General features: G+C 56.8%; 22 protein-coding genes. 13 read left to right on the top strand and 9 right to left on the bottom strand.

Annotated elements, in window-relative coordinates:
- Positions 1–313: 313 nt before the first annotated feature.
- The 3 genes from EC9_RS13285 to EC9_RS13275 all read left to right on the top strand — a co-directional run bounded on the left by EC9_RS13285 (position 314) and on the right by EC9_RS13275 (position 2,991).
- Positions 314–1,279, top strand: coding sequence for a DUF1559 domain-containing protein (locus EC9_RS13285; protein ID WP_145345914.1), 966 nt, complete (start codon positions 314–316; stop codon positions 1,277–1,279).
- A 91-nt stretch (positions 1,280–1,370) separates the two neighbouring features.
- Entirely contained in the window at positions 1,371–1,874 is a 504-nt protein-coding gene (locus EC9_RS13280) for a MarR family winged helix-turn-helix transcriptional regulator (RefSeq protein WP_145345912.1), read from the top strand.
- Positions 1,875–1,926: 52 nt separating this feature from the next.
- On the top strand, positions 1,927–2,991 hold the full coding sequence (locus EC9_RS13275) for a sulfite exporter TauE/SafE family protein (RefSeq protein WP_145345910.1): 1,065 nt from the start codon (positions 1,927–1,929) through the stop codon (positions 2,989–2,991).
- Between the two features lie 93 nt (positions 2,992–3,084).
- On the opposite strand, the gene EC9_RS13270 is transcribed toward EC9_RS13275, so the two are convergent.
- The 3 genes from EC9_RS13270 to EC9_RS13260 form a co-directional block, all read right to left on the bottom strand.
- The gene (locus tag EC9_RS13270) at positions 3,085–4,728 is read right to left on the bottom strand and encodes an endo-1,4-beta-xylanase (RefSeq protein WP_145345908.1); all 1,644 of its coding nucleotides are present in this window, start codon (positions 4,726–4,728) and stop codon (positions 3,085–3,087) included.
- 172 nt (positions 4,729–4,900) lie between these two features.
- Positions 4,901–6,151, bottom strand: coding sequence for a RimK family alpha-L-glutamate ligase (locus tag EC9_RS13265; RefSeq protein WP_145345906.1), 1,251 nt, complete (start codon positions 6,149–6,151; stop codon positions 4,901–4,903).
- 63 nt (positions 6,152–6,214) lie between these two features.
- Positions 6,215–6,676: an ATP-dependent zinc protease family protein gene (locus EC9_RS13260; RefSeq protein WP_145345904.1), complete on the bottom strand. Its 462-nt coding sequence runs from the start codon at positions 6,674–6,676 to the stop codon at positions 6,215–6,217.
- 180 nt (positions 6,677–6,856) lie between these two features.
- Here EC9_RS13260 and trpS point away from each other — a divergent pair, with 180 nt between their 5' ends.
- The 3 genes from trpS (at position 6,857) to EC9_RS13245 (ending at position 10,023) form a co-directional block, all read left to right on the top strand.
- Positions 6,857–7,819: a tryptophan--tRNA ligase gene (gene trpS, locus EC9_RS13255; protein WP_145345902.1), complete on the top strand. Its 963-nt coding sequence runs from the start codon at positions 6,857–6,859 to the stop codon at positions 7,817–7,819.
- A 36-nt stretch (positions 7,820–7,855) separates the two neighbouring features.
- A complete protein-coding gene (gene acpS / locus EC9_RS13250; RefSeq protein ID WP_145345900.1) occupies positions 7,856–8,239 on the top strand; it encodes a holo-ACP synthase in 384 nt (127 codons plus the stop codon).
- A 473-nt stretch (positions 8,240–8,712) separates the two neighbouring features.
- Positions 8,713–10,023 (top strand): porin, encoded by a 1,311-nt coding sequence (locus EC9_RS13245; protein ID WP_145345898.1) that lies wholly within the window; start codon positions 8,713–8,715, stop codon positions 10,021–10,023.
- A 126-nt stretch (positions 10,024–10,149) separates the two neighbouring features.
- On the opposite strand, the gene EC9_RS13240 is transcribed toward EC9_RS13245, so the two are convergent.
- Complete coding sequence (locus EC9_RS13240) at positions 10,150–10,920, bottom strand: DeoR/GlpR family DNA-binding transcription regulator (RefSeq protein WP_145345896.1); 771 nt, start codon at positions 10,918–10,920, stop codon at positions 10,150–10,152.
- Positions 10,921–11,180: 260 nt separating this feature from the next.
- Between EC9_RS13240 and rpe the strand changes: the two genes are divergently transcribed.
- The 6 genes from rpe to ylqF all read left to right on the top strand — a co-directional run bounded on the left by rpe (position 11,181) and on the right by ylqF (position 17,603).
- Positions 11,181–12,836, top strand: a complete 1,656-nt coding sequence (gene rpe, locus EC9_RS13235; protein ID WP_145345894.1) for a ribulose-phosphate 3-epimerase — start codon at positions 11,181–11,183, stop codon at positions 12,834–12,836.
- A gap of 32 nt (positions 12,837–12,868) precedes the next feature.
- Positions 12,869–13,954, top strand: coding sequence for a galactitol-1-phosphate 5-dehydrogenase (locus EC9_RS13230; RefSeq protein WP_145345892.1), 1,086 nt, complete (start codon positions 12,869–12,871; stop codon positions 13,952–13,954).
- Positions 13,955–13,991: 37 nt separating this feature from the next.
- Complete coding sequence (locus EC9_RS13225) at positions 13,992–15,098, top strand: alcohol dehydrogenase catalytic domain-containing protein (RefSeq protein WP_145345890.1); 1,107 nt, start codon at positions 13,992–13,994, stop codon at positions 15,096–15,098.
- Positions 15,086–15,478: an RNA 2'-phosphotransferase gene (locus EC9_RS26965; protein WP_246106107.1), complete on the top strand. Its 393-nt coding sequence runs from the start codon at positions 15,086–15,088 to the stop codon at positions 15,476–15,478. Before EC9_RS13225 ends, EC9_RS26965 begins: the two co-directional genes overlap by 13 nt.
- Positions 15,479–15,565: 87 nt before the next feature.
- A complete protein-coding gene (locus tag EC9_RS13215) occupies positions 15,566–16,504 on the top strand; it encodes an SMP-30/gluconolactonase/LRE family protein (RefSeq protein ID WP_246106106.1) in 939 nt (312 codons plus the stop codon).
- A 142-nt stretch (positions 16,505–16,646) separates the two neighbouring features.
- On the top strand, positions 16,647–17,603 hold the full coding sequence (gene ylqF / locus EC9_RS13210; protein WP_145345888.1) for a ribosome biogenesis GTPase YlqF: 957 nt from the start codon (positions 16,647–16,649) through the stop codon (positions 17,601–17,603).
- 413 nt (positions 17,604–18,016) lie between these two features.
- On the opposite strand, the gene EC9_RS13205 is transcribed toward ylqF, so the two are convergent.
- From EC9_RS13205 to EC9_RS13195, 3 genes are all read right to left on the bottom strand, one after another.
- Positions 18,017–18,193 (bottom strand): beta/alpha barrel domain-containing protein, encoded by a 177-nt coding sequence (locus EC9_RS13205; RefSeq protein WP_218934785.1) that lies wholly within the window; start codon positions 18,191–18,193, stop codon positions 18,017–18,019.
- A gap of 11 nt (positions 18,194–18,204) precedes the next feature.
- Positions 18,205–19,860 (bottom strand): glucose-6-phosphate isomerase, encoded by a 1,656-nt coding sequence (gene pgi / locus EC9_RS13200; RefSeq protein ID WP_145345884.1) that lies wholly within the window; start codon positions 19,858–19,860, stop codon positions 18,205–18,207.
- A 252-nt stretch (positions 19,861–20,112) separates the two neighbouring features.
- Positions 20,113–20,718 carry a histidine phosphatase family protein gene (locus EC9_RS13195; protein WP_145345882.1) on the bottom strand — a complete coding sequence of 202 codons (606 nt, stop codon included), beginning with the start codon at positions 20,716–20,718 and terminating at the stop codon, positions 20,113–20,115.
- 424 nt (positions 20,719–21,142) lie between these two features.
- Here EC9_RS13195 and EC9_RS13190 point away from each other — a divergent pair, with 424 nt between their 5' ends.
- Positions 21,143–21,841, top strand: coding sequence for a pirin family protein (locus tag EC9_RS13190; RefSeq protein ID WP_145345880.1), 699 nt, complete (start codon positions 21,143–21,145; stop codon positions 21,839–21,841).
- A gap of 210 nt (positions 21,842–22,051) precedes the next feature.
- On the opposite strand, the gene EC9_RS13185 is transcribed toward EC9_RS13190, so the two are convergent.
- Both EC9_RS13185 and EC9_RS13180 read right to left on the bottom strand, forming a co-directional pair.
- Positions 22,052–24,433, bottom strand: a complete 2,382-nt coding sequence (locus EC9_RS13185; RefSeq protein ID WP_145345878.1) for a protein kinase domain-containing protein — start codon at positions 24,431–24,433, stop codon at positions 22,052–22,054.
- A gap of 65 nt (positions 24,434–24,498) precedes the next feature.
- On the bottom strand, positions 24,499–25,125 hold the full coding sequence (locus EC9_RS13180; RefSeq protein WP_145345876.1) for a sigma-70 family RNA polymerase sigma factor: 627 nt from the start codon (positions 25,123–25,125) through the stop codon (positions 24,499–24,501).
- Between the last annotated feature and the right edge of the window lie 122 nt (positions 25,126–25,247).

Here is a 25,247-nt window from a genome sequence, read left to right as displayed (position 1 = left end):
GAGGCAAAGCGGCTCTCCGAGGCGTTGATGGGACGGGGCATGACGCAGCGCTGGGGCATCTTGCCCCAATCGGTTTGGGCGGACCGGGGGGCGTCTTTGGCGGTGAAGGCTCGTTTACCAAGGGGCCTTAAAATGGTGATCGGAGGACTTGAAAAGCGGGGGGAGGTTGACTCTACTATTGGGATTGAGTCTCAGTTGCAGCTACCAAGCAAGCCCGGGGCGACGAGCTACGGCCGTTGTTTTCCCTTCGCCAGCCAGGAACGCGTCAACGTCTCGCACGACTGACACACCGAACTGAAAAGGGAATCTTCCGATGCGCACGCGGTCTATCCGTCCCGCCTTTACGCTTGTTGAATTGCTTGTTGTCATCGCCATCATCGGCATTTTGGTCGGTCTTTTGCTGCCGGCGGTTCAGGCGGCTCGCGAAGCGGCTCGCAGGATGCAGTGCACCAACAACGTCCGCCAAATCGGTTTGGCTTGCCACAACTATCATTCCACGATACGGCGGATGCCTCCGGGGCGATTGGTCTACGCCGGGACCAATTCGGCTGGTGCTCCCACGACGGTCGTGACGGGGTTTTTGGCGATGCTGCTGCCCTATATGGAAGGATCGAATCTCCACGACATCTACGATCAAAACTACGGCTTTGACGATGTGGTGAATCAAACGGCGGTCAATATGGAAGTACCGGCGTTCACATGCCCGTCGACTCCCGGCGATCGAACGATGCCGATCTACGCGGGATGGAACATGGGGTGGACGACCGATCCCGCAGCGCTCGATCCGAACTTGACAGCGTTTGAAACGTCCTATCAGGGAGTCCGTGGGATCCATCGTTTGCAGGGGGATCCACTGGTCTCCGCCTTCGATTCGGCGGCGGGAATCTTGAATGAGACGGGCAGTCGGTTTGCGGACATCACCGACGGAACCAGCAATACCATGCTGTTGTTTGAAATGACTGGCAAACCAACCCATTGGTTGCTTGGAAAACAACAGCCTTCGGTAACCAATGCCCAGTTCTACGCTTATGGACCTTGGGCTGGAAACAACGGCATCGGAATCTACAACTGGAGCGACGACGGATTGAGCAAAGGTTGCGATACCTGCACCAAATACATCAACGTCGACAATACGTCTTCCCCTTATGGATTCCATCCCGGTGTGATCGTGATCGTTTTGGCGGATGGTTCGACCCGAACGCTTGCCGAAACTGTCGATTCGGAGATCTTCGTCGACCTGTGTCGCAAGCAGGATGGCAACGTTCTGGGCGATTATTGATCACCGTTCGACAGACGATTCAGCAGGCTCGACTTGACGTTAAAACAATAGTTGTCTTGACAACTGTTGTTGAGCGGTTCATGATGCGTCGATGGCATCTCCCGCAAAATCTCCGACGGCGCAACAAGCTCGCTTCGATTCGCCCGAGCAGGAAGTGTTTCTGCATCTTTGGCGAACCTACGACTGCTTAAAAGCTGTCGAGGAACAATTGTTTGCTCAGCACGATCTTTCGGCTCAGCAATACAACGCGCTCCGTTTGCTGCAACAAGTGGCGCCGGACGGGATGCAGACGATGGAACTGGGGCGGCGTTTGATTTCGCGTGCTCCCGATACCACGCGGATGCTCGACCGATTGCAGAAGCGCGGTCTGATTCAACGGACGCGGCGGGTGGAGAATCGCCGGGTCGTCGAGATCGGGTTGACCGAACAGGGGCATGCACTTTTGGCGTCGATGGCCGATGCGGTTCTTGAAATGCATCGGCAACAATTGGGGCACCTCGATTCGGCACAGCGACACCAGTTGATCGATCTGCTTAAATCGGCCCGACGTCCGCATGAAGATGCTAGTTGTGACTGGTTGGAAGACGGTTCCTGAATCGCGGCAGGGGCGTGTTTCACGCTTCTGACGCCTTGCAAAGGGTGAGCTGATGTCGCGTCGATCGCTTTCGAAAATGTGGCCCTTCGGTTTGTGGCTGCTTGTCTTCTACTGCATTTGGTTGGGGCTGGTCGTCTGGGGCGACGAATGGGAATCGATTCGAGCGCACTGGGGGATTGCTTTGGCGATGGCATTGGGATCGTACGTCGCTGGTTCGACTCCCATGGGAGGCGGGACGGTAGGGTTTCCAGTGCTGGTGTTGTTGTTCGACATGCCTGGTTCGCTGGGGCGGAATTTTGGCCTCGCAGTGCAATCGATTGGCATGGTCTCGGCCGGCGTCTACATTCTCGCCGCGCGGCGGCCGATCGATTGGGGGTTGTTAAAGCCGGCAATGCTCGGATCTTTGATTGGGATGCCGTTGGGGGCGACGGTGATCGCTCCGTATGTTCCCGATCTGTGGGTTAAGTTAACCTTTGCCGTCGTTTGGTGCAGCTTTGGGATCATGCATCTGATCAAGCTTCGCGAGTTGGTCGAGACTGAAGGCGTCAGCGATCTTTGGCGCGATTGGGATCGCTGGATCGGTTTGGCGGTAGGACTGACCGGCGGAATCGTCGCCTCTTTAACCGGCGTGGGGATCGACATGTTGATCTACGCAACGCTGGTGTTGCTGTACCGGGCCGACCTGAAGATTGCGATTCCGACCTCGGTTGTGATCATGGCCTTCACATCGGTTGTGGGGATCGGCTGGAATGTCTTCCTGTCGCGTTTGAATCCCAGTTTTTACTACATGGATCCCGAGGTCTACGCGAACTGGCTGGCGGCAGCTCCCGTGGTCGCGTTGGGAGCCCCGTTTGGCGCGTTGATCGTTAATCTGATCTCGCGGACTCCTACCTTGCTGGCCGTCTCGATGCTCTGCATTCTGCAATTCGTCTGGACGATCGTCCAAGAGGGAGTGACCGGGATGGCACTAGCCGCTTCGATCGCGGCGGTGTTGGCAGTCAACGGTCTGTTCCATTTGCTGTATCAATGTGGCAACGACCGTCCGATTCTCGAAGACCTTCATCTCGAAGTGCCAACGGCCGAGGTGCCGATGGAATGGGCCGATGCCGAAGATTAGGTAGCGCTTCAAGATTCCAAAAGCGACGTGCAATGCGAGATGGGCTCGCATTGCGGTTAGAGTGCCAGACGACAAAGTTGCCGAAAGGCCGATCTAACGCGTCGGCATCAGCAACCACCGGGTTGCCGCCTCGCCCTGTTCGCCCATCGAAACCGACTTCATCGGCGTGGTGTCAAACGACCGCCGGTTCTTCCACTTCTGGGGAGCCAGCTGCGTATCCCGCGTCAGGTAACCGTTGTTGCTGCCCCAGGCATTTTGCAACGTCACGCTTCCGTCGGGCTGGAGTGCGACGAACCACATCTGGCTGAGCCAGTCGGGCTGGAAGTTCGCCAGATAGACCGCCGGTCCTGGTTGCCACTGTTGACCGTCGAAGCTGCCAGCACGCGACAGATATCCCGTTTCGCTATTCCACATGCATCGGACCCGTACCAGGCCCGATGCGACAGGTTCCAGAGACCATTTAGCGCTAGAGTAAGCGAGCGAGTTGTCGTCGTCATCGATCAGTTCGACTTGGTCGGTTGCCGAGACACCTCCTTGTCCATCGCTTCGGGCGGCTCGCGAAAGAAGTCCCGAGCCGGGCTCCAGCAGACTGTTGATGCGGTAGGTGCCTACAAATTCGGTGAGCGCCTCCTGAACGCCGTAGTAGGCGGCTTTGGCGACGATCGGGTTCTCGCGTCCACCGGAAAACATCGTCGGAAACGTGAACTGGCCCTGCGAGATGAATTCGATGTCGATCATGGATGGATGTAGCCAAGATCGCTCGTCGGCAAAGTCCCAGAAAAATAGGGCCTCACAAGCCGGTTGTTCCAATGCGACGCGTGTGATCTGTTTGAAGGCGTTCCGTTGACGCTGCACCTCGCCTTCGTTGGGCTGGTCGGAAGCGTTGTTGCGACGTGTTGCCGGGAGATCGAATTCGGTGATGAAGATCCGAAATCCGGCATCTGCAAAACGTTGGAAGTTGGTTTCAATCGCGGCGATGTCTGGAGTCGATGTCGTGTCCAAAAAGTGCAGCTGAAGTCCGACGCCGTCGATCGGCACGCCTCGGTCGCGGAGTTTGATCATATAGGCGAGCAAGCGATCGGCTTTGTCGCGTCCATCGACGATCGAGTAGTCGTTGATAATCCGTAGTGCGTTGGGATCGGCAGCGGCTGCCCAGTGGAACGCTTTGTCAACGTATTCGGGACCGATCGCCTGGTATTCGCGGAGGTCGGTTCGCAGGCCGTCGGCATCCATCGGTCCGCCGTCATCGGCCATGACTTCGTTGACGACATCCCATACCCAAACGTGCCCCGCGCGGCTGGCGGCCATCGCGGTGACGAACTGTTCTAGCGTCGGTTCCAATTGATCGTCGGGAAGGGCAACGTACCAGGCTAGATTCTGGTTGGCCAACGGATAGACCAACGCATGTCCATGCACCGGAAGGTTGTTGACGGTCGCCCAATCGACGGCTTGGGTCCACGGTTGCAAAGCTGGCCCCCCCGCGGGGTCGGGCCAAGCGCCGTAGGCCATGTAGGTTGTCAACGTCGTCGCGTTGAATTCGCGGATCGCGGTGTCGACGTACGTGGGGGCAAAGCTGTCGTCGTCGTATGCGTGCAAGACGCCGCCGATCGCAAATCCGGGGGGCGTCCGATCTTTCAAACGATCGCCATCGGGGACTGTTTGCGCAACACCGCCCGACGCAATCGAGAGGAACTGAAACACGAGGAGCACGCGGGCGAGCCAATCGATCTTTTTCATCGTCCATCACCTGCTGTTCGATTGCCGATGTGACAAGAGACACCGGTTCAATCTATTGTTGGAACATCAGGTGGGCAATGGTTGCAACGCGGTTGTCGACAGTTTCGACTGAAATCGATCCTCTGTCAGGTGGTGTCGCTGTCCCGCGTTGTGAATAACCCTTCTTTGTTGGCTAGTTTTCCTCTTCACCATTCGCGTTTCTTTCCGGTGGGAGATCGACGTTCTCCGTTTCGGGACGCTCGGGGGGCGTTGGGAGAACTTTGACGGTCGGCCGTCGCTTCCGCCGTGTCCGTTCGGGAATCATGCTCCGCATGTGATCGAGTTTTCCAAAGCACAACAAGCGGTCGTTCGGTTCCAGCGAACGCTTCAGCCTCGGGTTGGGGATCACGGTGGTTCCGCGATAGAGGGTGAGGACATTGATGTCGATCTCGGGAAGTCCCGATTCATCGATCGTCTTGCCGACGTATTCGGATCCCTCGGGAATGAAGATCTCTGTGACGCCGTAGCCGCGGCTGACGGTTAGGCGTTGGCGGAGGTCGATCTCTGGGAAATCGACTTGAGCGGCCATGTAGTCGATGATTGCGCCGGCGACATCCAATTGGGTGCAGGATTCGATTCCTTCGAGTCCTGGCGAGGAATTGACCTCCATCACCTGCGGTCCATCGTTCCCTTCGAGCATATCGACTCCCGCGACGCGGAGGCCCATGATTTGGGCGGCCCGTATGGCAACTTGGCAATAGGTCTCATCGAGTTCGACCGGTTCGGTTCGGCCACCACGGTGGACGTTGCTGCGGAATTCGGAACCTTGGGCAACGCGTCGCATCGCCGCAACGACCTGGTCGCCGACGACAAACGCGCGGATATCGCGTCCCTTGCTCTCGGCGACGAATTTTTGGACCAAGACGTTTTGGCGGGTGCTGTGCAGCGTTTCGATGATCGCTTCGGCAACTTTCACGTTGTCGGCCAAGATCACACCGACGCCTTGCGTTCCCTCCAACAATTTGATGATCACCGGGGCGCCGCCGATGCGTTCGATCGCGGGTAAGACATCCTTGCGATCGCGGACGAAGGTCGTTTGGGGGATCCCGATCTGATGGCGGCTGAGGATCTGCAAGCTGCGCAGTTTATCGCGTGAGTTGGAGATGCCGTTGGATGTATTGGCACAAAAGACATCCATCTGTTCGAACTGGCGAACGACAGCGGTACCGAAATAGGTGATCGACGATCCGATCCGCGGTAGGACGGCATCGTAGTGGCTCAACCGCTTGCTGCGGAAATAGAGTTCGGGGACGCCTTGTTCGACGTCGATGGCGAACTTCAGCGTATTGAGCACTTTGACCGAATGGCCACGCGCGACAGCCGATTCTCGCAGACGACGAGTGCTGTAGCAGCCGAGGCTGCACGAAAGGATGGCAAGTTTCATGAGGAACCTAATGCGTTTTGGGCGAAGAGTAAAGTTTTGTGTACGCGCGGTCAGGGACGAAGGCTAATTGGATGGGCGACGACGTTTGGGTTTGCCGCCGTAATAAGACTTTCCCGCATCGACCAACATCCGGCCGCGAAACGCTTCGCGTCCCAACAACATCCGAAATCCCATCGAGGTGCGGTTGGCGAGGGTCAGTTCGATCGGCCAGGATTGGCCAAGAATAGCAACGTTGGTCAGGATCACCGGGCGCGACGAAGCTTTGCCGCTGCTGCTGCGGACATGGCGATATTCCAACAATTGGGCGGCGACTTCGACAAACCGTTCCTTGCGTTGGGCTGGCAAGACTTTGAATTGCAGGAAGGTCACGCCGTCGCGTTCTTCTTCGACGATATCGATCGCATGCAAGCTGCTGGATCGGGCACCGGTATCGACCTTTGCTTTGATTCGGCCGATCCCCAGTTCGGGAAGCCCCACCCATTCACGCCATCCAATCACGGGGTGTTGCAGCGTTTCATCTGTCATATGCATCCTGCCTGGTTAAGATCCGCTCAATGGTTTCGCACAGTCGAACGCTGTCATTGGCGATCGACTGTCCCAAGTTATCAAATCAGAAACCGCATCTGGTCAAAACGCAACCGCCAAGGTACGGTAAGCCGAGCAAATTCGATACATTTTTTTGGACCTTCACCGAGCGTTGTTTGTATGCGAGTGTTATCCGGAATCCAACCGACTGGCCGCTTCCATTGGGGCAACTTTTTTGGCGCGATTCGTCAATACATCGATCTGCAGCACTCGCACGAAGGGTTCTACTTTATCGCCGACCTGCACGCGCTGACCACGGTACGCGACCCGCAGGTGCTGCGGCAGAACGTGCGCGACGCGGCGTTGGATCTGTTGGCGCTGGGACTCGATCCGGCGAAAGCGACGCTGTTTGTTCAGTCGCATGTTCCCGAGGTCTCCGAGCTGTCGTGGTTGCTGATGACCGGAACGCCGATGGGGCTGTTGGAACGCTGCCACGCCTACAAGGAAAAGAAGGAGCGGGGAATCAAGTCCGATGCCGGACTGTTTACCTATCCGGTCCTGATGGCGGCCGACATTTTGGCCTACGACGCTGATCTGGTTCCCGTTGGTGCCGATCAAATCCAGCATGTCGAGGTCTGTCGCGATCTGGCTGGCAGCTTTAATCATGCCTTCGGCGAGACGTTTGTACTTCCCAAAGCCAAAGTGTTGGAGGAAGCGGCGAAGGTTCCCGGCACCGATGGGCAGAAAATGAGCAAGAGCTACGATAACACGTTGCCATTGTTCGGTGATACCAAAGCGATCCGCAAGCAGATCATGCGGATCACCACCGACAGTCGCCCGATGGAGGAGCCTAAAGACCCCGAGGGGGATCATCTGTTCGACCTGCTGCGTTTGGTCGGCAGCCAATCCGATATCGATGCGATGGCGGAAACCTATCGCCGCGGTGGCTTTGGTTATGGCGAAGTCAAGAAAGCGGTTGCTGCGGCCAGCGAGGAGTTCTTCGCGGCCGCTCGCCAACGACGTGCCGAACTGGAACACGACGTCGACTATGTCGACCAAGTGCTTCGTCAGGGCGCGGAAAAGGCACGTGCCAAAGCGGCCGACGTGTTGGCCCGCACTCAGCGCGCCTGTGGCTTGCGTTAACCTTCCTCGACTTCAGAACCAATCTGAGCCCCATCCATGAATGTCATCGGCATCGGTACCGATATCGTCGAATGCTTGCGAATCGAGAAGATGATCGAAAAGCATGGCGAGTTGTTTCTGACGCGTGTCTACACGCCCGGCGAGATCGAATACTGCAGCGTCCGTAAAGCCGCGACGGAGCATTACGCCGGCCGTTGGGCGGCGAAGGAAGCCGTGCTGAAGGCGCTTGGCACGGGATGGTCGCGTGGAATCCATTGGACCGATATCGAGGTCCGCAACGAAGAGGGGGGCAAGCCCCGGATCGCGTTGGCTGGTGAAGCCCGTAATTTGTGCGAGGAGTTACGGTTGCACGAAATCCAAATCTCCATCTCTCATTGTCGTTCTCACGCGACAGCGTTCGCGATCGCTGTCGGCGTCTAATCTCTCCGCTGCGGTGAAGCTTGCCGAAGCGTGGCGGCCGCCGAATCTTGAAACGCCAAGCTGCGGCCCGGACGCCGCAGAAGCCCACCCGCGAAAATGGCTACCAAAAGATAGCCTGAATCGCCGCGCCCTTGTTATTCGATGCGTCCTGGCACCGCAAACGGTCGATCCTGCGCGGCCGTTTTGCCGCGATTAATGCCCCCGACGCACCACAAAAAAACCCCATTTGGGTAGATAAACTCAGTGTATTGGGTCGCTTAATCGGAAAAGTTTACCGAAAGTGGCGGTTGGAGCGCGTTCGAATATCGCAATTCCTCTGGTGGGCCTGATTGGTGGGATTATGCCGGTCGATACAGATTTACAACAAAGCAGCTGCCGATCGAAACAATCGGCCGCAGCCTAAACAATGCAATGAACCGGTTTTGGGTGGCGGTCCAAGGCTGATCTGGCCAAAGTCTACTGGAGACGAATCAATGTTACGAATTATTGTTCCCCTGGCGTTGGCATCGTTATTGCCAAACGCAATCCTTCACGCTCAGACCCCGTTCCAATCCATCGCACAAGTTGGCTACGCGGCCAAGTGTGATTGTGGCGAAGCGGTCTGCGGATGCGAAGATTCTTGTAGCGAAGCGGCCTGTGGTATCTCCGATCCGGCGGCCGATTGCGATTCAATGTGCGACGACGGATGTGACAGCATGGGGGGCGGCCTGGGCTGTTTTGACACGAGCAAAAAGGGCTGCGGTTTGTTCTCGAACTGTGGCGACGATCCGCTATCGTTGTTTGGTTGCACCCCGTGCGGGCTGACCGTTTCGGGATGGGCACAAATTGGTTACCACAGCAAAGGGAGCGACTTCCGCTTCAACAGCTTTCCCAACAACGTGCAATTGCAACAGGCATGGCTCTCGATCGACAAAGCGATCGACACTTCCGAAGGCTTCGATGTCGGCGGTCACATCGATTACATCTACGGTACCGACGGACCCGACACGCAAGCGTTTGGAACCGACAACGGGCACTGGGATCAATCGTTCGATAACGGCGGAAACTACGGGTCGGCGATTCCGCAAGCTTATGTTGAAATGGGCTACGGAGACCTCTCCGTCAAGGTCGGTCACTTCTACACGATCATCGGTTGGGAAGTCGTAACCGCGCCTGACAACTTCTTCTACAGTCACGCGTACACGATGTACAACAGCGAACCGTTTACCCACACCGGAGCGTTGGCGACCTTGGCTGTTGGTGACAACGCTTCGGTCTTCGGCGGCTACACCCTCGGATGGGACAGCGGATACGAAGATAACGGCGACAACTTCATTGGCGGTATCAGTTCGGCATTGTGCGACGATATCACAGCTACTTACGCAACCGTCTTTGGTCGTTTCGTCGAAAGAACGCAGGAACGCGGTTACATGCACAGCCTTGTTTTCGACGTCACGGTGACAGAAAACTTGCAGTACATTCTTCAATCGGACGTGTTGGCCACCGAAAACGCCAGCGGCGCTGCCGAACGCGAATCGATCGGGGTCAACCAATACTGGATCTACTCCATCAACGATTGCTTGTCGGCGGGGGCTCGTTTCGAATGGTGGAACAACCTGGACAGCGCAACCGGCAACCGGGCCGATGTATATGACCTGACCTTGGGTTGCAATGTCACACCACATTCGAACGTGATCGTTCGTCCTGAAATCCGTTGGGACTGGGATCCCGATCAATTGGGCGTCAATCAAAACGATGACAAAAATCAAACCACCTTTGGTATCGATACGATCGTCTTGTTCTAAGACAATCGACTTCGGCGAGGTCTGATCGATTTAACGTGGAACCCAGAGTGCGAACATCGCACTTTGGGTTCTTGCTGTTACTGGCCGCAGCGTCCTACAGAGTCCACAGGCATCGTTCATCAAAACTTAGTCTGCAGCGAACAGAACTTCGACTCCCGCGCTCTCAAACGCTTCCAGTGCTTCAGCTGTGTCGGGGTGGCGATTGGTAACGATCACATCGATCTCATTCAATCGGGCGATGTGACACATCGAATGCTTACCGATCTTCGTGTGATCGGCCAATACGATCACTCGATCCGCGTTGGCGATCATCAATCGCTCGCTTTCGACGACATGTTCGTTGTCGTTGTACAAGCCGGAAAGGTTGATCCCGCTGACCGAAAGGATCGTCCACTGGGCGTAGTACTGCGCAATCGACGCCTGCGCACTGGGACCGACCAACAGCCCCGTGCCGGGAAATAAGAACCCGCCTGTTAAAAACAGTTCATGCATCGATCGACTGGCCGAATTGGACTCCATCGCCGCGGCTAACCGAAGCGAATTGGTGATCACGCGCAGAGGGATCGCTGGTAGGCAGGTCCCCAGTTGCAGCGTCGTCGTGCCGCCATCGACAAACACCACGCTGCCAGGGGCAAGCATCGTCACCGCTTCGCGGGCGATCGCCAGCTTGGCATCGCGCTGTCGGACCTCGCGAATCGCTAACGGCATCGTTTGGTCGCTCTGGAGAACCTGGACGCCGCCACGGACGCGACGGACCAAGTTGGCTTCTGCCATCTCGGCAAAATCGCGGCGCACCGTGGCGACGCTCGCGCCAAATCGTGCCACCGCTTCCTCGACCGTTAATGTTCCCGTCTCGGACAACACCTTCATGATTTCTTCGTGTCGATTCGTTTTCACAGGAGGCCCTTTCAGATCGGAAATGAACCGTTGTGATCACTATGGGCTCGCTGCGTGATTGCGATGAGCTTTTGTCGTGATTGCAATTCGATTGATGGTGAGCGTTGATTGATCACTATTGATCGGTTTGATAGGCTTTGTCAAGCATCCGCCCACGGATTCAAGCTTGCCTTGGGGATCGACTGTTCGAACCCGCGTGGATTCTACGAATGGAAACGGTGCGGTAATTAGAACCTACGCTGCCTGGAGACTCACCGAAGATGGCTGTTGAATTGCGGTTGGGCGTTAAGTCCGACATGATCGAATATCGTTACTCACACCAGTGGCTGTTTCGCCTGCTGGCCGAGGAAGGCGTTCGCTACGTTCAGTTGGGATCCCAGTTTGAAACCTATCAACTGCCCGATGAATATTTTCACGACCTTCGTAAACAGGCCGACGATGCGGGAGTGGTGATCGATAGTACGTTCACAACTCACCGCGAACTGGGAGGCTTTTTGCGCAGCGAACCAGGTTTTGAACAGGTTGCTCGAAAAAGCTACGAACGCTACATCGAGGTCGGCGGGATCTTGGGGGCGACCAGCGTTGGCAGTAATCCCGGTGCGGTGCTACGAGATCAGATGGGTACCAAGCAGGCGGGGGTGAAGCGTTACATTCGCCACATGAAGGAATTGATGCATCATGCGCATGAGCACGGCCTGAAGTGGTTGACGGTCGAACCGATGAGCTGTCTGGCGGAACCACCGACGCTGCCCGAAGAGATCGCTGCGATGGGACAGGAGTTGACCGAATACCACAACGCCAATCCAGACAACACCGTACAGGTGGGCTATTGCACGGACATCGCCCATGGTTATGCCGATCGCAATGGCAAGACGATCTTCGATCAGTACGATCTGTTCGAAGCGTGCGTGCCGTGGATGTATGAGGTGCATCTGAAAAATACCGACAGCATGTTCAATTCGACGTTCGGGTTTACACAGGCCGATCGGGACAAGGGGATCATCGATGTTCCTCGTTTCCGGCAACTGTTGGTGGACGCTTCGGATCGCTTGCCCGTAGCGACTTTAGCCGGCTATTTGGAGATCGGTGGCCCCAAGTTGGGACGCGATTACAGCGATCACCAATTGGAGGCCTCGCTGCGGGAATCGCTGCAATATTTGCAAACTGCGTTCATGCAACAGACGGCCACCGGACCTGCACCGCCCCGCGCGATCGCGACGGATAAATCACCGGTGATGATTTCGCCATCGATGATGTGCGTCGATCCTTTGAACTTTGAATCGGCATTGCGGCGGGTCGAAGCGCTGGGCGTCGATATGCTGCACATCGATATCATGGATGGACACTTTGTTCCCAACGCACCGATGGGGCTGGGGATTCTGGAGGCGTTGGGGCCGAAGACGGCGCTGCCGATCGACGTCCATCTGATGGTCGCAAACAACGACTTCTTTGTCGAGTTGTTGGCACCGATGCGAGTCGACCAGGTTTCGGTTCATGTCGAATCGTGCACGCATTTGGACCGGACGCTGGCCCGGATTCGGGAGATTGGTGCGAAAGTGGGTGTTGCGATCAATCCCGCGACTCCCTTGTCGGCGATCGAGTACGTTTTGGAACGGATCGATTATGTGTTGGTGATGACGGTCAATCCGGGCTACGCAGGGCAGAAGATGACGCCGGCATCGATTCGCAAGATCGCCGATTGTCGCAAGATGTTGGACGATCGTGGGTATGGCGAGATTCCGATCCAGGTCGATGGGAACGTTAGTTTCGAGAACATCCCCGCGATGGTTCGCGCCGGCGGTGTGAATCTGGTTGCGGGGACCAGCAGCATCTTCCACCGCGACGCGCCGTGGAGCGAAAACGTGGAGAAAATGAAACAGACGATCGCCGCGGGTTTGGCAGCCGATTGCCAGTAGTCGCGTAAACCATCCAGATGGAGACAAGCTAGATGACAAAAGATTTAATGGACGCGATCGTACTGCATGGTGTTTCGGACTTGCGGTTCGAACAGGTCCCGGTTCCCGAGGTCCCGGCGGGCAAGCTGCGGGTGCGGATCGGTTTCTGCGGTGTTTGTGGCAGCGACATACCTCGCTGCTTCAGCAAAGGGACCTACAACTTTCCAACGATCTGCGGTCACGAGTTCGCTGGCACCGTGGAAGCTTGCGGCGAGGGCGTCTCCGAATTTTCCGTTGGCGATCGCGTCGCCGTCTTTCCGCTGATTTGGAACGACGACCACCCGGCCTGCGAAGTCGGTAAATACGCTCAAAGCGACGGATACGATTATTTGGGCAGTCGCAGCGACGGCGCGTTCAGTGAATATGTGATCGCTCCGCAACGGAACCTGATCAAAGTGCCCGACAACGTGTCGTTGGAAGAAGCCGCCATGACCGAACCGGCGGCGGTGGCATTGCACGCAGTTCGTCGGGCTCAGCTGCGTTTGGGGGACAGCGTGGCGATCTTCGGTTTGGGACCGATCGGATTGATGGTCGCTCAATGGGCGCGGGGAATGGGGGCGTCGCAGATCGCTTTGTTCGACATCCTGCCCGAAAAATTGGAGCTTGCTCGGCGACTTGGGTTCGAGCATGTGTTCGACAGCCGCGACGAATCGCCCGCCCTGGTTGCCGAACGTTTGACGGGAGGCCGCGGTGTGCACGTTGCGATCGAAAGTGCGGGAGTCCCGCCGACGATGACCGCTGCGATGCAAGCGACGCGGCGTTCCGGACGCTGCGTTTTATTGGGCAATCCGGCGGCCGATGTCACGCTTCCGGCCGCCTTGATTTCGCAATGCATGCGAAGAGAGATCGACATCTTGGGGACATGGAACAGCGATTTCAGCGTCTTTGGCGACGACGATGATTGGCGTACGGTGCTCGATGCGATGAGCAGCGGCGTGTTGAACCTGAAACCATTGATCACCCATCGCGTGCCGTTGTCGCAAGGCATCGCGGCGTTGGAAATGATTCGGGATCAGAGTGAATTTTACGCCAAGGTGCTACTTCATCCGTCGCAGGGACCCGACGCGGCGGACAAATAAGACTCACGATCCTTCTACAACAAAGAATGTCGCAACGATGCAAAACTCGATTTACTATCTCGACAAACCCGGTGGCACGTTTTCGCTCGCTCAAGAAACGATTGGCGAACCTGGACCCGGCGAAGTTCGGCTCCGCACCAGCAAGACGTCGGTCTGCCAGTCGGATGTGGTGATCTACAACGTCGGGTTGCCGCGGATCTTGTCTTGGCCCGCGATTCTGCTGCACGAAGTCGCCTGTATCGTCGACGCGGTGGGGCCGGGAGTCGACAAGTTTGCCCCCGGCGATCTGGTCGGACTCGGATGTGATATTCCGTGTGGCGATACCGATTGCATTTACTGCGGTAAGGCTGGGACGGGGGATTGGACCAGTTGTCCCAATACGCAGGCAACAGGACACGAGTTCCCTGGGTTTGCGCGATCCCACGCGATTCTACCGAAGTGGTTTGTCGACGACGGACCGATCGTCAAGTTTCCGGCCGGGTTCAACCCGAATCATGCGTGCCAATTGGAACCACTGGCCTGTTGTCTCGAAGGGATGACCCGGGTCAACAACTGCATTGAGAATCGGATTGTTGTGTTGATTGGTGCCGGGTCGCAAAGCACTTACGCGTTGCAGTGTGCCCAGGCGATGAACGCCAAGAAGATCATTTTGATCAATCGTGGCAAAGAGCGGTTGGAACGCGTGTTGGCCGATTTCGGCGACGATCGGGTCGTGGGAGTTCGCTGGGACGAAAACGTCGTACAGACGACGTTGGCGCATTGTAAACCGTACAACGAACCTCACTTTGTGATGGTTAATGCGCCGGTACGCGAAGCGTATGATTTGGCGCCGAAGTTGATGGGATACGGAACCGTTTTGGACGGACACGCCGGGGTGAAAGGGGCGGATGGCAAACCGCGGATCGCTCATGAGGTCGATCTCAATAATGACATCCATTACCGGTTGCAGTGCTACCAAGCGACACATGGCAGCAGCATGCACGGGATTCGTCTGGCCCATAAATTCCTTTCCGAAGGCTTGCTGCCAAAGATCGATCTCATGACCAACGCGACCGAAGTCTTTGGACAGGACCAGATCCCCGCCGCCATCTCCCGAGCGGCAGACAAAGATAGCCTGAAGGTGATCATCGATTGGGATCGTTGATCGCGGGCTCGAATTCGGTCCGGGGATTTTTGACCGCAGACGATATGGCTGCGGTTGTCGCCGGTTTGGAGGGGCCGGCGGTCAGCTTGGGGACTGCCAGCGAAGGCTGTTTTGGTTACACTGCCGGGATGAACAAACGACTTACCAAAATCTGTAAATATCTGAGCTTCATTCTGAGACATCATCCCGAAGCGATCGGCGTTCAGTTGGAGGCTTACGGTTGGCTCGAGATCGACACGTTGCTGAAGAATGCTAATGCCGCCGGGAAATCGATCACGCGCGAGCAAGTGCTGCAAGTGGTGGAATTGGATGAAGAACAGGCTTTCGCAATCAGCGAAGATGGCTCGCGAATCCGCGCCGTCCGTGGACATTCGAATTAGACTGGCTTGAGGTACGCTTCATCCATTAGGAATTCAATTCTCGTGTTCACCGTTTCCCTTTTTCGTCGTCCTCTGCCTCTGGCGAGCTTGTGTCTGATTTGTGCTGCCACGACGGTGTTGGCAGAGGAAGCCATCTTTCTCGGCCAACCAAAATTGCTTCAGGAGCATGGTGCCGGAGAGGGGCCGGTCTGGCATCCCCAGTTGGGCCTACTGACCAGTGGCGAAGGAAACATCAATCGCCGTGATCTATCGGGTTTGACGTCGGTCTATCGCCGCGATGCGGGGTCCAACGGTTTGCTGTTCGATCGCCAAGGGCGGTTGATCGTGTGCGAAAACCGTCGGCGTCGCGTGATCCGGATCGAGCCCGATGGCAGCGTGACGGTGCTGGCCGATTCGTACGATGGACAAAAATTCAATCAGCCCAACGATCTGACGATCGATTCCAAGAATCGGATCTATTTTTCGGACCCTCAATACGGCGACCGCAGCGGTATGCAAATGCGGGATCCCGAGGGGCGTGAGATCGAAGGGATCTACCGCATCGATCCGGACGGACAGGTCGATCGGATCATCGCGCATGAGGTCGATCGACCCAACGGGCTGATTGTGACGGCGGACGACAGGTTTCTGTTTGTCGCCGACAACAACAATGCACTCGGTGGAGCGAGGAAGCTGTGGCGGTTTGAGCTTCGCAGCGACGGAACGCCTGACCTTGCCAGCCAGACATTGATTCATGATTGGAAGACGACGCGCGGTCCCGATGGCATGAAGCTGGATCAGAGTGGTCGGTTGTACGTTGCCGCAGGGCTGAATCAACCTCATCTGCCACAGGAGACCGCTGATCCGCCGACGGCCGGTATCTATGTCTTTTCGGCGACTGGCACGCAGATCGGTTTTGTCGCGATTCCACGCGATGAAACGACCAATTGCGCCTTTGGTGGCGAGGATGCCAAGACCTTGTTTGTCACCGCCGGTGGCACGCTGTGGAGCATCCCGACGGCCGTGCCGGGCTACCGAATCCGCTAGTCCGTGGTGACCTGGGGTTTGCAGCAATCGCTCCAAGGACAACACTAAGAACGACAGAATCGTCCCTAGGCCGTCGTCTCTGTGCCCGGTCCGATCGTTATCGTTTTCATTCCTTCGTTTCCACGACCCCTCGAATAATCTTATGCCTATCCAGTGGTTCCCCGGGCACATGCATCAAGCGCGGCAGGAAATGCAGGCGATCCTTCCCAAGGTCGACTTGGTGATAGAGGTCCTCGATGCGCGGATTCCGTATTCCAGCGAAAATCCGTTGTTGGCGGAACTGCGTGGCCAAAAGCCGTGTTTGAAAGTGTTGGCGAAGAGCGATCTCGCTGACGAATCGATGACCAACGATTGGCTGAATTATTTCGAACAGACGGCGGAAGTTCGAGCCCATTCGGTCACCACCGAAGATGTGCCGACGATTCGCAAGCTGAAACAGATTGCAACCCGGATGTTGCCGCATCGCCGAGGAAACAAGATCAACGCCATGATCGTCGGGATTCCGAATGTTGGTAAATCGACGATCATCAATGTTTTGGCGGGGCGGAAAATTGCCAAAACGGGAAATACACCCGCGGTGACCAAGCAGCAACAACGGGTCACCATCGGAGATGGGTTCGCCCTCTTGGATACTCCCGGGATGTTGTGGCCCAACGTCCATAATGTGAACAGCGGATATCGGTTGGCGCTGTTGGGATCGGTCAAAGAGACCGCGATGGACTACGGCGAAGTTGGCTTCTTCGCGGCGAAGTTCATGAGTGCACAATATCCCGACCGGTTGGCGGACCGCTACAACTTGGAATCGATACCCGAGACGGAACTGGCAATCATCGAAGCGATCGGTCGCAAGCGAGGTTGTCTTGGCAAGATGAATCTCGTCGATCTCGATCGAGCATCGCGGATCTTGGTGACCGAGGTTCGCTCGGGCGGCCTGGGGCTGCTGACCCTCGAAACGCCTGAGATGATGGAAGTTGAAAAAGAGCAAACTGCCGCAGCGATCTTGGCCAAAGCGGAAGCGACCAAAGCGAAAGACGCGCTTCGTAAGAAGCGGTTTCGCGACAAACAGCGAGCTCAACGCAAGTCGCGCGAAATGGATTGAATCGGTCGGTAGCGAATTTGGGAATCGCCGGGCGTCGTCCTGGGCGTGGCTGCAGATCGTTCAAGAATTGATCGGTTGCCGGCCGATTGTTGCCCAGCAAGCTGGCCGAAACGTCAATTTGCCGCGTAAAAGCATGCGTTATCTGGTGTTGGCATGGGATGTGCGAATAGTGACGGGCGCGTCACATTTCACATTCGTCTCCGCAAATGGAAGTCGACACCATGCAAGTTCTCAGCGCCCCAACTGCAACACGTCGTCCAATCTCGAGCTTGATCGAAGCGTCCCGTCGCGAGATCGCCACGGGTTGGAGTTCGGAAGAACGCGCCCAGCGGAAAGCAGAAGCCGAGCAGAAGTTCGCTCGGTTGAGCGAACTTCTTTTCGCAGCGAAGAAGGTGCTTTGATCCGTGCTCTCGCTATCTGCAGCGATTGCTGATCCCGCGAACCACTGGCAGCCCAATCGATAGGTTGGGTACGAAATGACTGACGATGGCATCGATAGGGATTCTATCGACAGCCGCCGGTTCGGCCACCGCGCCCTGTTCACCCAAGCGGGTGAAATCGACAGCCCGATTCGACGCGGAGATCTTCACCGTGGGCTTCACTAGGAAGCATTAGAGGCTTGACCAGGCTTTGCGTCGCGGTAACGTTGGATCAAGGTGTTGGTGGAACTGTCGTGCTGCAACGGTTGTGAACTGCCGCTGGCCAATTCGGGCACGATCTTTTTCGCCAGCACCTTGCCCAGTTCCACGCCCCATTGGTCGAAGGAGTTGATGTTCCAGATCGTACCTTGCACAAACACCTTGTGCTCGTACAACGCGATCAACTTGCCAAACGATTCGGGGGTCAAGCGGTCGATCAGGATCGTGTTAGTCGGGTGGTTACCGGCAAAAATTCGGTGGGGCACCTGGTGATCGTCGACCCCATCGGCGCGAACTTCGGCTTCGGTCTTCCCCATCGCCAACGCTTCGGTTTGCGCGAAGAAGTTCGCCATCAAGAGATCGTGATGGTTGCCCAGCGGATTGAGTGTTTCGCAGAACCCGATGAAGTCGCAGGGAATCAATTTGGTCCCCTGGTGGATCAATTGGTAAAAGGCGTGTTGGCCGTTGGTTCCCGGAGCGCCCCAAATGATCGGACCGGTTTGGCAATCGACCGGGTTGCCATCGAGGTCGGTCTGTTTGCCGTTGCTCTCCATATCAAGCTGCTGCAGGTAGGCGGTCAGTTTGCCGAGATAGTGATCGTATGGCAGGATCGCAACCGATTGAGCGTCGAAGAAGTTGTTGTACCAGATCCCCAACAACGCCAGCAGGACGGGCAGGTTCTGTTCGAAAGGTGCGGTTTGGAAATGGCGGTCCATGGCATGCATGCCCGCCAACATCTCGCGAAACTGATCGGGGCCAATCGACAGCATCAGCGAAAGCCCGATCGCCGAATCAAACGAATAACGGCCACCGACCCAATCCCAAAAACCAAACATGTTGGCGGTATCGATGCCAAACGCTGCCACTTGTTCCGCGTTGGTCGAAACCGCGACAAAGTGTTTGGCGATCGCCGCTTCATCGACCAAGCCAGCCAGGCACCAGTCTCGCGCGGAGTGTGCGTTGGTCAAGGTTTCTTGCGTCGTAAAGGTTTTCGAAGCGACGATGAACAGGGTTTCGGCGGGATCGAGATCCTGGATCGCTTCGGATAAATCGGTGCCGTCGATATTCGATACGAAACGGAATTGTAGATCTCGTTGGCTGTAGTGCCGCAATGCTTCGTAGGCCATCACCGGGCCGAGATCCGATCCGCCGATGCCGATGTTCACGATCGTGCGAATCGATTTGCCGGTATGTCCCTTCCATTGGCCACTGCGAACGCGATCGCAGTACGCCGCCATCTTATCGAGCACGGCGTGGACTTCGGGAACGACGTCCTCACCATCGACGACGATCGATTGATCCTTGGCCGCTCGCAGCGCAACATGCAGCACCGCGCGCTGTTCGGTGGCGTTGATTTTATCGCCTCGGAACATCGCGTCGATTCGATCCCGCAGCCCCGATTGTTCGGCCAGGTCCAACAACAGCTTCAGCGTTTGGTCGGTGATCCGGTTTTTCGAATAATCGAGATAGATGCCAAGCGCTTCGGCGGTCAATCGTTGGCCGCGATCGCCGTCGGCTTGGAACAGCGAACGCATGTGTGTATCACGAATTTCCGCGTGGTGCGTCTGCAGTGCGTTCCAGGCAGGACTGGCGGTCAATGTTGGATTCGGGCTTGTCATGCTACCGTTCTTATTTTTCTTGGGGGTGAAAACGCTTCGTCAGCCACGCAGCAAGTGGTCGTTGTTCCTAGGAATCCGCGCCGCCATGATAGCGGGGCGACGATCGAGGCGTCCCTGCCACGCGATCTCCGCGGCGGAATCTCGAACGATCATTCTACCGCCTGTTTTCGATCCGCCAAACCGCCCCAAAGGGGACCATTCTTGCGATTCTGATTTTCTATTTTGTATTAGTCGCCGACATCGTGAATCGACTCACTCTCCGTTGTCTGCGTCGTTCCACAATCGGATCACCGGATCGGTTCGGTCGTGGTGATAGCCAAGGATGCTGAGCGTCGCGGGATCGAGATAAAACCGGCCGGCAAAGCGTGGATCCAAGCCGATCCAGCAAGTGGCCAGGATGTTCAGAAAATGGCCGTGAGAAAAGAGCAGCACGTTGCCATCGATCGCGCGGATCCGTTGAATCACGCGGTGGGCGCGATCGGCCACTTCGGCCAAGGTCTCGCCGGCGGGACAACCGTCGTCAAAAAGATTCCAATCGGGGCGTTGCTGACGAATCTCGCGGGTTGTCTTCCCTTCGTACGCGCCGTAGTTCCATTCGACAAGATCGGGGTCGTCGACAGCAAGATCCGCGTATCCGGCGATCCGACATGTCGCCGTTGCGCGGCGCAGTGGGCTGGTGAAGACCGCGTCGGGGGCGAGATCCTCGATTTGTTGACCGAGTCGCCGCGCATCGCGGACGCCACGCTCGGTGAGCTCGATATCGGTCCGTCCTGTGTGCTGGCCGCTTCGTGACCACTCCGTTTCGCCGTGACGCGCAACAAATATTTGGGGAAGCGGATGAGAGGCGAAACGTCGCATGTGTAGCCTTTGGTTGCTTGGGAATTGAGGCGGGGGGGCAGCTTCAAGGCCCTTATTCAGCCGTTGTGCCCAACTTCTTGGACAACGCAAGATCCCAGATAACCTCGGGCGTTTCAATCGAAAGGAATGCCGAGTATCCGCACTGGTGGGAACAAGTTACAAATTTTTCTTGTCCCTCCCTGTCCACCCCCAACGCTTAGATAGATGACATAAAAAGTGGCGGTTTGCGTTTGCAACAGCAACTCTGTCGGTGAGGTTCTTGAGCGAACGCGTGATTCGTTCGGTTGGGACCGACTGACAACCTTTTCAGCAAAGCTGCCACGACATACCCGTTCGACGTGATTGCCGTTGCGAAATAGAGCATCGGTGGCAGGCGAAATCGCCGAGCATGGGTGTGCGGCCCCTTATACACAGACCGGAACCGATGATCACACTTCGTAAGTCGAATGAACGTGGCCACGCCGATTTAGGCCGACTGAAATCGTATCACACGTTTTCCTTTGCATCCTACCACGACCAGAACCACATGGGATTTCGGGCGTTGCGTGTGATGAACGAAGACCGCGTTGCCGCCGGTCAAGGATTTGGCCGTCATGCGCACGCCAATATGGAAATTTTGTCCTACGTTCTCGACGGGACACTGGAATTGAAGGACTGGATGGACAGTGGGGATGTGTTGCAAACGGGGGAACTGCAACGCATCAGCGCTGGAACGGGCATCACGCACAGCGAAATCAATCCATCGCCCTACGAACCGGCTCATTTTTATCAGTTTTGGTTGCTGCCCAAATGCCGCGACGTCCGGCCCAGCAGCGAACGAAGGCGGTTCGAAGAGAACGAACTGCGAAATTCGTTTCGGTTGGTTGCATCCCCCGATGGTCAAAATGGTTCGATCTCGATCCAACAAGACGCACGCATCTATCTATCGAAGATGGAGGAAGGTTCTTCGATAAGTTTTGAACTGTGTCGCGGTCGGTACGCATGGCTGCAGGTGTTGCGTGGTTCGGTGACGCTCAACGCAACAGCGTTGGATACGGGGACGGGGGCCGCGATTCAGGACGAAGTCAACCTGCAGATCGATGCTACCGAAAACGCAGAAATCATGTTGTTCGATCTTGCCTAAGAGGCAATCCTGAATGGTGCTGAAGGAACCCGATGACGGACCAATCCCACATCAAGAAACTGTTGGAAGAGATTTTGGAATCGAATCGGGATCCGGTCGTTGTGTGTGCCGGTCGTCCCGATTTGTTGCCGGAGTTGCATCGCCGTTTGCAAGAGGTGCGTCGCACCGAACGTCAGGTGGAGCGGTTGTTTCCGGAGTGGAATCGAAGGCCTATGAATCGCAACAATTTTCCAACAGCTTTTGCACGCGTGGGCGAAGTGGATCGTTTTGGGGCAACAGCTGAAGGCAGTTGAGCAACGCGCGTTCCCCTTGTTCGTTGTGCTGCATTTCTAGCAGTGTTTCGCCAAGCGCCCCGTATGCCGCGCCGTAACGCGGATCGATCTGAATCGCTTGTCGAAACGATTCCACCGCTCGCTGCAGCTCTCCAGTTCCTCGAAGCGCCAATCCGAGTTGGTAGCGTCCAAACGCATCGTTGGCATCGACTTCAATCGCCTCTTGAAATTGGTCGATCGCTTCTCGAGGTTTACCTGTGGTCGCGAGAGTTTGCCCGAGGTTGTAGTGCGCCAGGACAAATTTTGGATTGATCTGTAACGCAGATTGGAAGAATTCGACCGCCTCGTCGGTGCGCCCGAGTTTTGCGAGCGCCATACCCAGGTTGTTGTGAGCGGGGGAGGCATGCGGTCGAACCGCCAACGCCGCTTGGTAATAGCGTATCGCTTCGGACGGTTCGCGTTCGGACAGTTCGTCGGCGAGAGCAAAGTTGGCTAGGAAGTCGTTGGTGTGCGCCCGTTGCACTTGTTTGCGGAAGGCGACCGCATCGAGCCCCGCTTCGTCGCAACGGTCTCCCAAAACGCACAGCAATTGGACCGACAAATTCGCTTCAAGGGCCTGTTGGGACAGATCCGAAAGCACCGCCGCATCCAACCATTTCTCCGGATCGCGAATTCGGTTGCGCAAGCCTGTCGAATCGGGATCGGCGGCCCGAGCGACGGCCAAGACCCAATTGCGACGATCGCCGGCGTTCGCGCAAACGGCCCAATCGTCGAGGGCTGCGATCAGCGGAAGCTTTGCCTCGGATCCCTTCACGCGGTTGGCAACGCCGGTTGGATCGTCATGCACACTGCCCATGCCCAATTCTTCAAAGATCGCTTCGTAGCGTTGATCGGCAACCGCTTGGTTGTGTGCCCGGTCGTATCGGCCATCGATAACAGCGAACCGATTCAGTGACAATGAAGCCAGTTCTTCGATAAAATCGAGATTGGTAATCGCTTGGTCGATCCGCTGCCGCAAATCGACGTGCCCTCCGTCCCCCAGTTTTCCTAACAGTGCGAGACTTTCGGCATACCTACCTTGGCGTCCCAGTTCGAGTCCCGATTCCAATCGAGCGGTCAGCCGCGCCTTCTCGGCTCGGCTGCCGGATGCCAACGCGAGTTCTCGCGTTCCGTATGCGGCCAGCAGGCCAAACAGGGCGACGGCGGTGACGATCAAAGCGGCGGTCGATGGACTCCGCCGAACCCAACGCCACCCCCGAGCGGTGCGGCTGATCGGCCGCGCTGCGATCGGTTCATATCGCAAGAAACGCTGCAGGTCGTCGGCCAGATCGGCGGCCGATAGATAGCGTTGGTGCGGTTCCTTCTCCAGGCACTTCAGGCAGATGGTTTCCAGGTCGCGAGGAACATTGTGGTTGGAGTTCGATGGGGGGATCGGATCTTCGGAGATCAGCCGGCGTTCGGTTTCGATGATCGATTCATCGCGAAACGGTGGCTGGCCGGTTAACATCTCATACAACAGTGTCCCCAAGGCATAGATGTCGACAGCGGGGCCAACGAACTCGCCCGTCGCCTGTTCGGGAGCCATGTAGCTGGGGGTCCCCATGCGGGCACCGGTGAGAGTCAGATCCGCTTCGCCATCGAAGCGTCTCGCCAAACCAAAATCGCTGATCTTGGGCGTTTGGTCGTCTGTCAACAAGATGTTGGCGGGCTTGAGATCGCGGTGCACGATGCCCCCCTCATGCGCCGCTTGTACAGCGCGCGATAACACCGCTGCCGTTTCAGCCGCCTCGCGTACCGACACCGGGTTGGCCGCCAGTTTTTGAGACAGCGTCCCCCCTTCGACCAATTCCATCGTGTAAAACGGCCGGCCTGCGACCTCCCCCACGTCGTAGATTTGGACGATATGAGGGTGCCGCAAACCTGCGATCGCTTCCGCTTCACGGGCAAACCGCAACCGTTCCACATCGGTCGCATAAGACCCGGCCAGCAGCGTTTTGATCGCCACGGTGCGATTCAGTTGAAGATGCCGCGCATGGTAGACGACTCCCATTCCGCCGTGCCCAAGCACCGAATCGACATCGTAGCCGGGGATCTCCGGTAAAGCGGCGTTCTGCACAGCCGTGCGCGCATCGACCAAATGAGCCGGCGTTACCGACGGGGGAAACAATTGATCGATTTGAGATTCGACGCTGCGGATTTTTTGAAACCGGCTGCGAACTTCGCGAATCAATTCGGGATGGTCCGCACAGACCTCTTCGACCGAACGGTGGGATTCGAGCAGTTCTTCCAGCAGTTCGTCGATGGGAGATTCGTTACTCATGGCTTCAGCTTTCGCGTCGCAACGCGGAATGATCGGCGCAAAACGGGAAACGTTCGCGGCACCGATCAACCTTCGTTGGGGGAGGAGGCCGTTGGATTCAAATCGCCCAAAGATTCGGTCAGCAAGATCACGCCGCGGTTCAACCGTCGTTGGATCGTCTTGGGGGAAACGTCCAACAGGTCGGCCGCTTCGGTATGCGACATCCCTTGGATACGTACCAGTCCAAACACCTCCCGTTCGGGATCTGGCAAATTTTCGATCGCCGCCAACATCCGCACCGCATTGGGACTCAACTGAGATCCGCTCGGTTCGGGCGCGGGGACCACGGCACCGTCCAACGCTTGGTTTTTAGGATGATTATCCAACCGTCGCGCTAGGTCGTTCAATTCCCAACGCATGTGTTGGTTCGCGAGCCCAAAAAATTGCCGCACGTTGGTGGGGCGTATCTCCTGCATCGCTTTGATCAACCGATCGACCACCGCGCTGAGCATCTCTTCGGACTGCAGGTTCAATGGCGGCTGCATCAACCGCGGATAACTGCGGACCAGCAATGTTTCGCACAGCAGGTGCAAGCGACCGACCGAACGCGCGATCAACGCTCGGATGATCGGTTCGGCGGGAGTGTCACCGTCCAGATTTGCCAACTCGCCGAGATACCGCTGAACATCGAGAGTGGTTGGGTCGTTATCCATGGCGGCTTCACTTCTTACAGGAGCCCTGTGACGCGGTGTTCTTAAGGTTGCTCGGTTGGCTGTTGGCCCCGCACTTGTAGTGCTTATTCTGCCTCACGTTTGTTGCCTTGACTAGTCAGGCA

This window comes from Rosistilla ulvae, from assembly GCF_007741475.1.
GTDB classification, from domain to species: domain Bacteria; phylum Planctomycetota; class Planctomycetia; order Pirellulales; family Pirellulaceae; genus Rosistilla; species Rosistilla ulvae.
Note: the sequence above shows the minus strand (reverse complement) of the source record. Positions and strands in the feature narration are given on the sequence as shown.

Bases quoted from the DNA above. Each gene is read 5' to 3' on its own strand.
- EC9_RS13190 (WP_145345880.1), top strand. From the start codon at position 21,143: ATGATCACACTTCGTAAGTCGAATGAACGTGGCCACGCCGATTTAGGC.
- acpS (WP_145345900.1), top strand. From the start codon at position 7,856: ATGAATGTCATCGGCATCGGTACCGATATCGTCGAATGCTTGCGAATC.
- pgi (WP_145345884.1), bottom strand. From the start codon at position 19,860: ATGACAAGCCCGAATCCAACATTGACCGCCAGTCCTGCCTGGAACGCA.
- EC9_RS13285 (WP_145345914.1), top strand. From the start codon at position 314: ATGCGCACGCGGTCTATCCGTCCCGCCTTTACGCTTGTTGAATTGCTT.
- EC9_RS13265 (WP_145345906.1), bottom strand. From the start codon at position 6,151: ATGAAACTTGCCATCCTTTCGTGCAGCCTCGGCTGCTACAGCACTCGT.
- EC9_RS13195 (WP_145345882.1), bottom strand. From the start codon at position 20,718: ATGCGACGTTTCGCCTCTCATCCGCTTCCCCAAATATTTGTTGCGCGT.
- EC9_RS13260 (WP_145345904.1), bottom strand. From the start codon at position 6,676: ATGACAGATGAAACGCTGCAACACCCCGTGATTGGATGGCGTGAATGG.
- EC9_RS13225 (WP_145345890.1), top strand. From the start codon at position 13,992: ATGCAAAACTCGATTTACTATCTCGACAAACCCGGTGGCACGTTTTCG.
- EC9_RS13270 (WP_145345908.1), bottom strand. From the start codon at position 4,728: ATGAAAAAGATCGATTGGCTCGCCCGCGTGCTCCTCGTGTTTCAGTTC.
- rpe (WP_145345894.1), top strand. From the start codon at position 11,181: ATGGCTGTTGAATTGCGGTTGGGCGTTAAGTCCGACATGATCGAATAT.
- EC9_RS13275 (WP_145345910.1), top strand. From the start codon at position 1,927: ATGTCGCGTCGATCGCTTTCGAAAATGTGGCCCTTCGGTTTGTGGCTG.
- EC9_RS13245 (WP_145345898.1), top strand. From the start codon at position 8,713: ATGTTACGAATTATTGTTCCCCTGGCGTTGGCATCGTTATTGCCAAAC.
- trpS (WP_145345902.1), top strand. From the start codon at position 6,857: ATGCGAGTGTTATCCGGAATCCAACCGACTGGCCGCTTCCATTGGGGC.
- EC9_RS13180 (WP_145345876.1), bottom strand. From the start codon at position 25,125: ATGGATAACGACCCAACCACTCTCGATGTTCAGCGGTATCTCGGCGAG.
- ylqF (WP_145345888.1), top strand. From the start codon at position 16,647: ATGCCTATCCAGTGGTTCCCCGGGCACATGCATCAAGCGCGGCAGGAA.
- EC9_RS13280 (WP_145345912.1), top strand. From the start codon at position 1,371: ATGGCATCTCCCGCAAAATCTCCGACGGCGCAACAAGCTCGCTTCGAT.
- EC9_RS13230 (WP_145345892.1), top strand. From the start codon at position 12,869: ATGACAAAAGATTTAATGGACGCGATCGTACTGCATGGTGTTTCGGAC.
- EC9_RS13185 (WP_145345878.1), bottom strand. From the start codon at position 24,433: ATGAGTAACGAATCTCCCATCGACGAACTGCTGGAAGAACTGCTCGAA.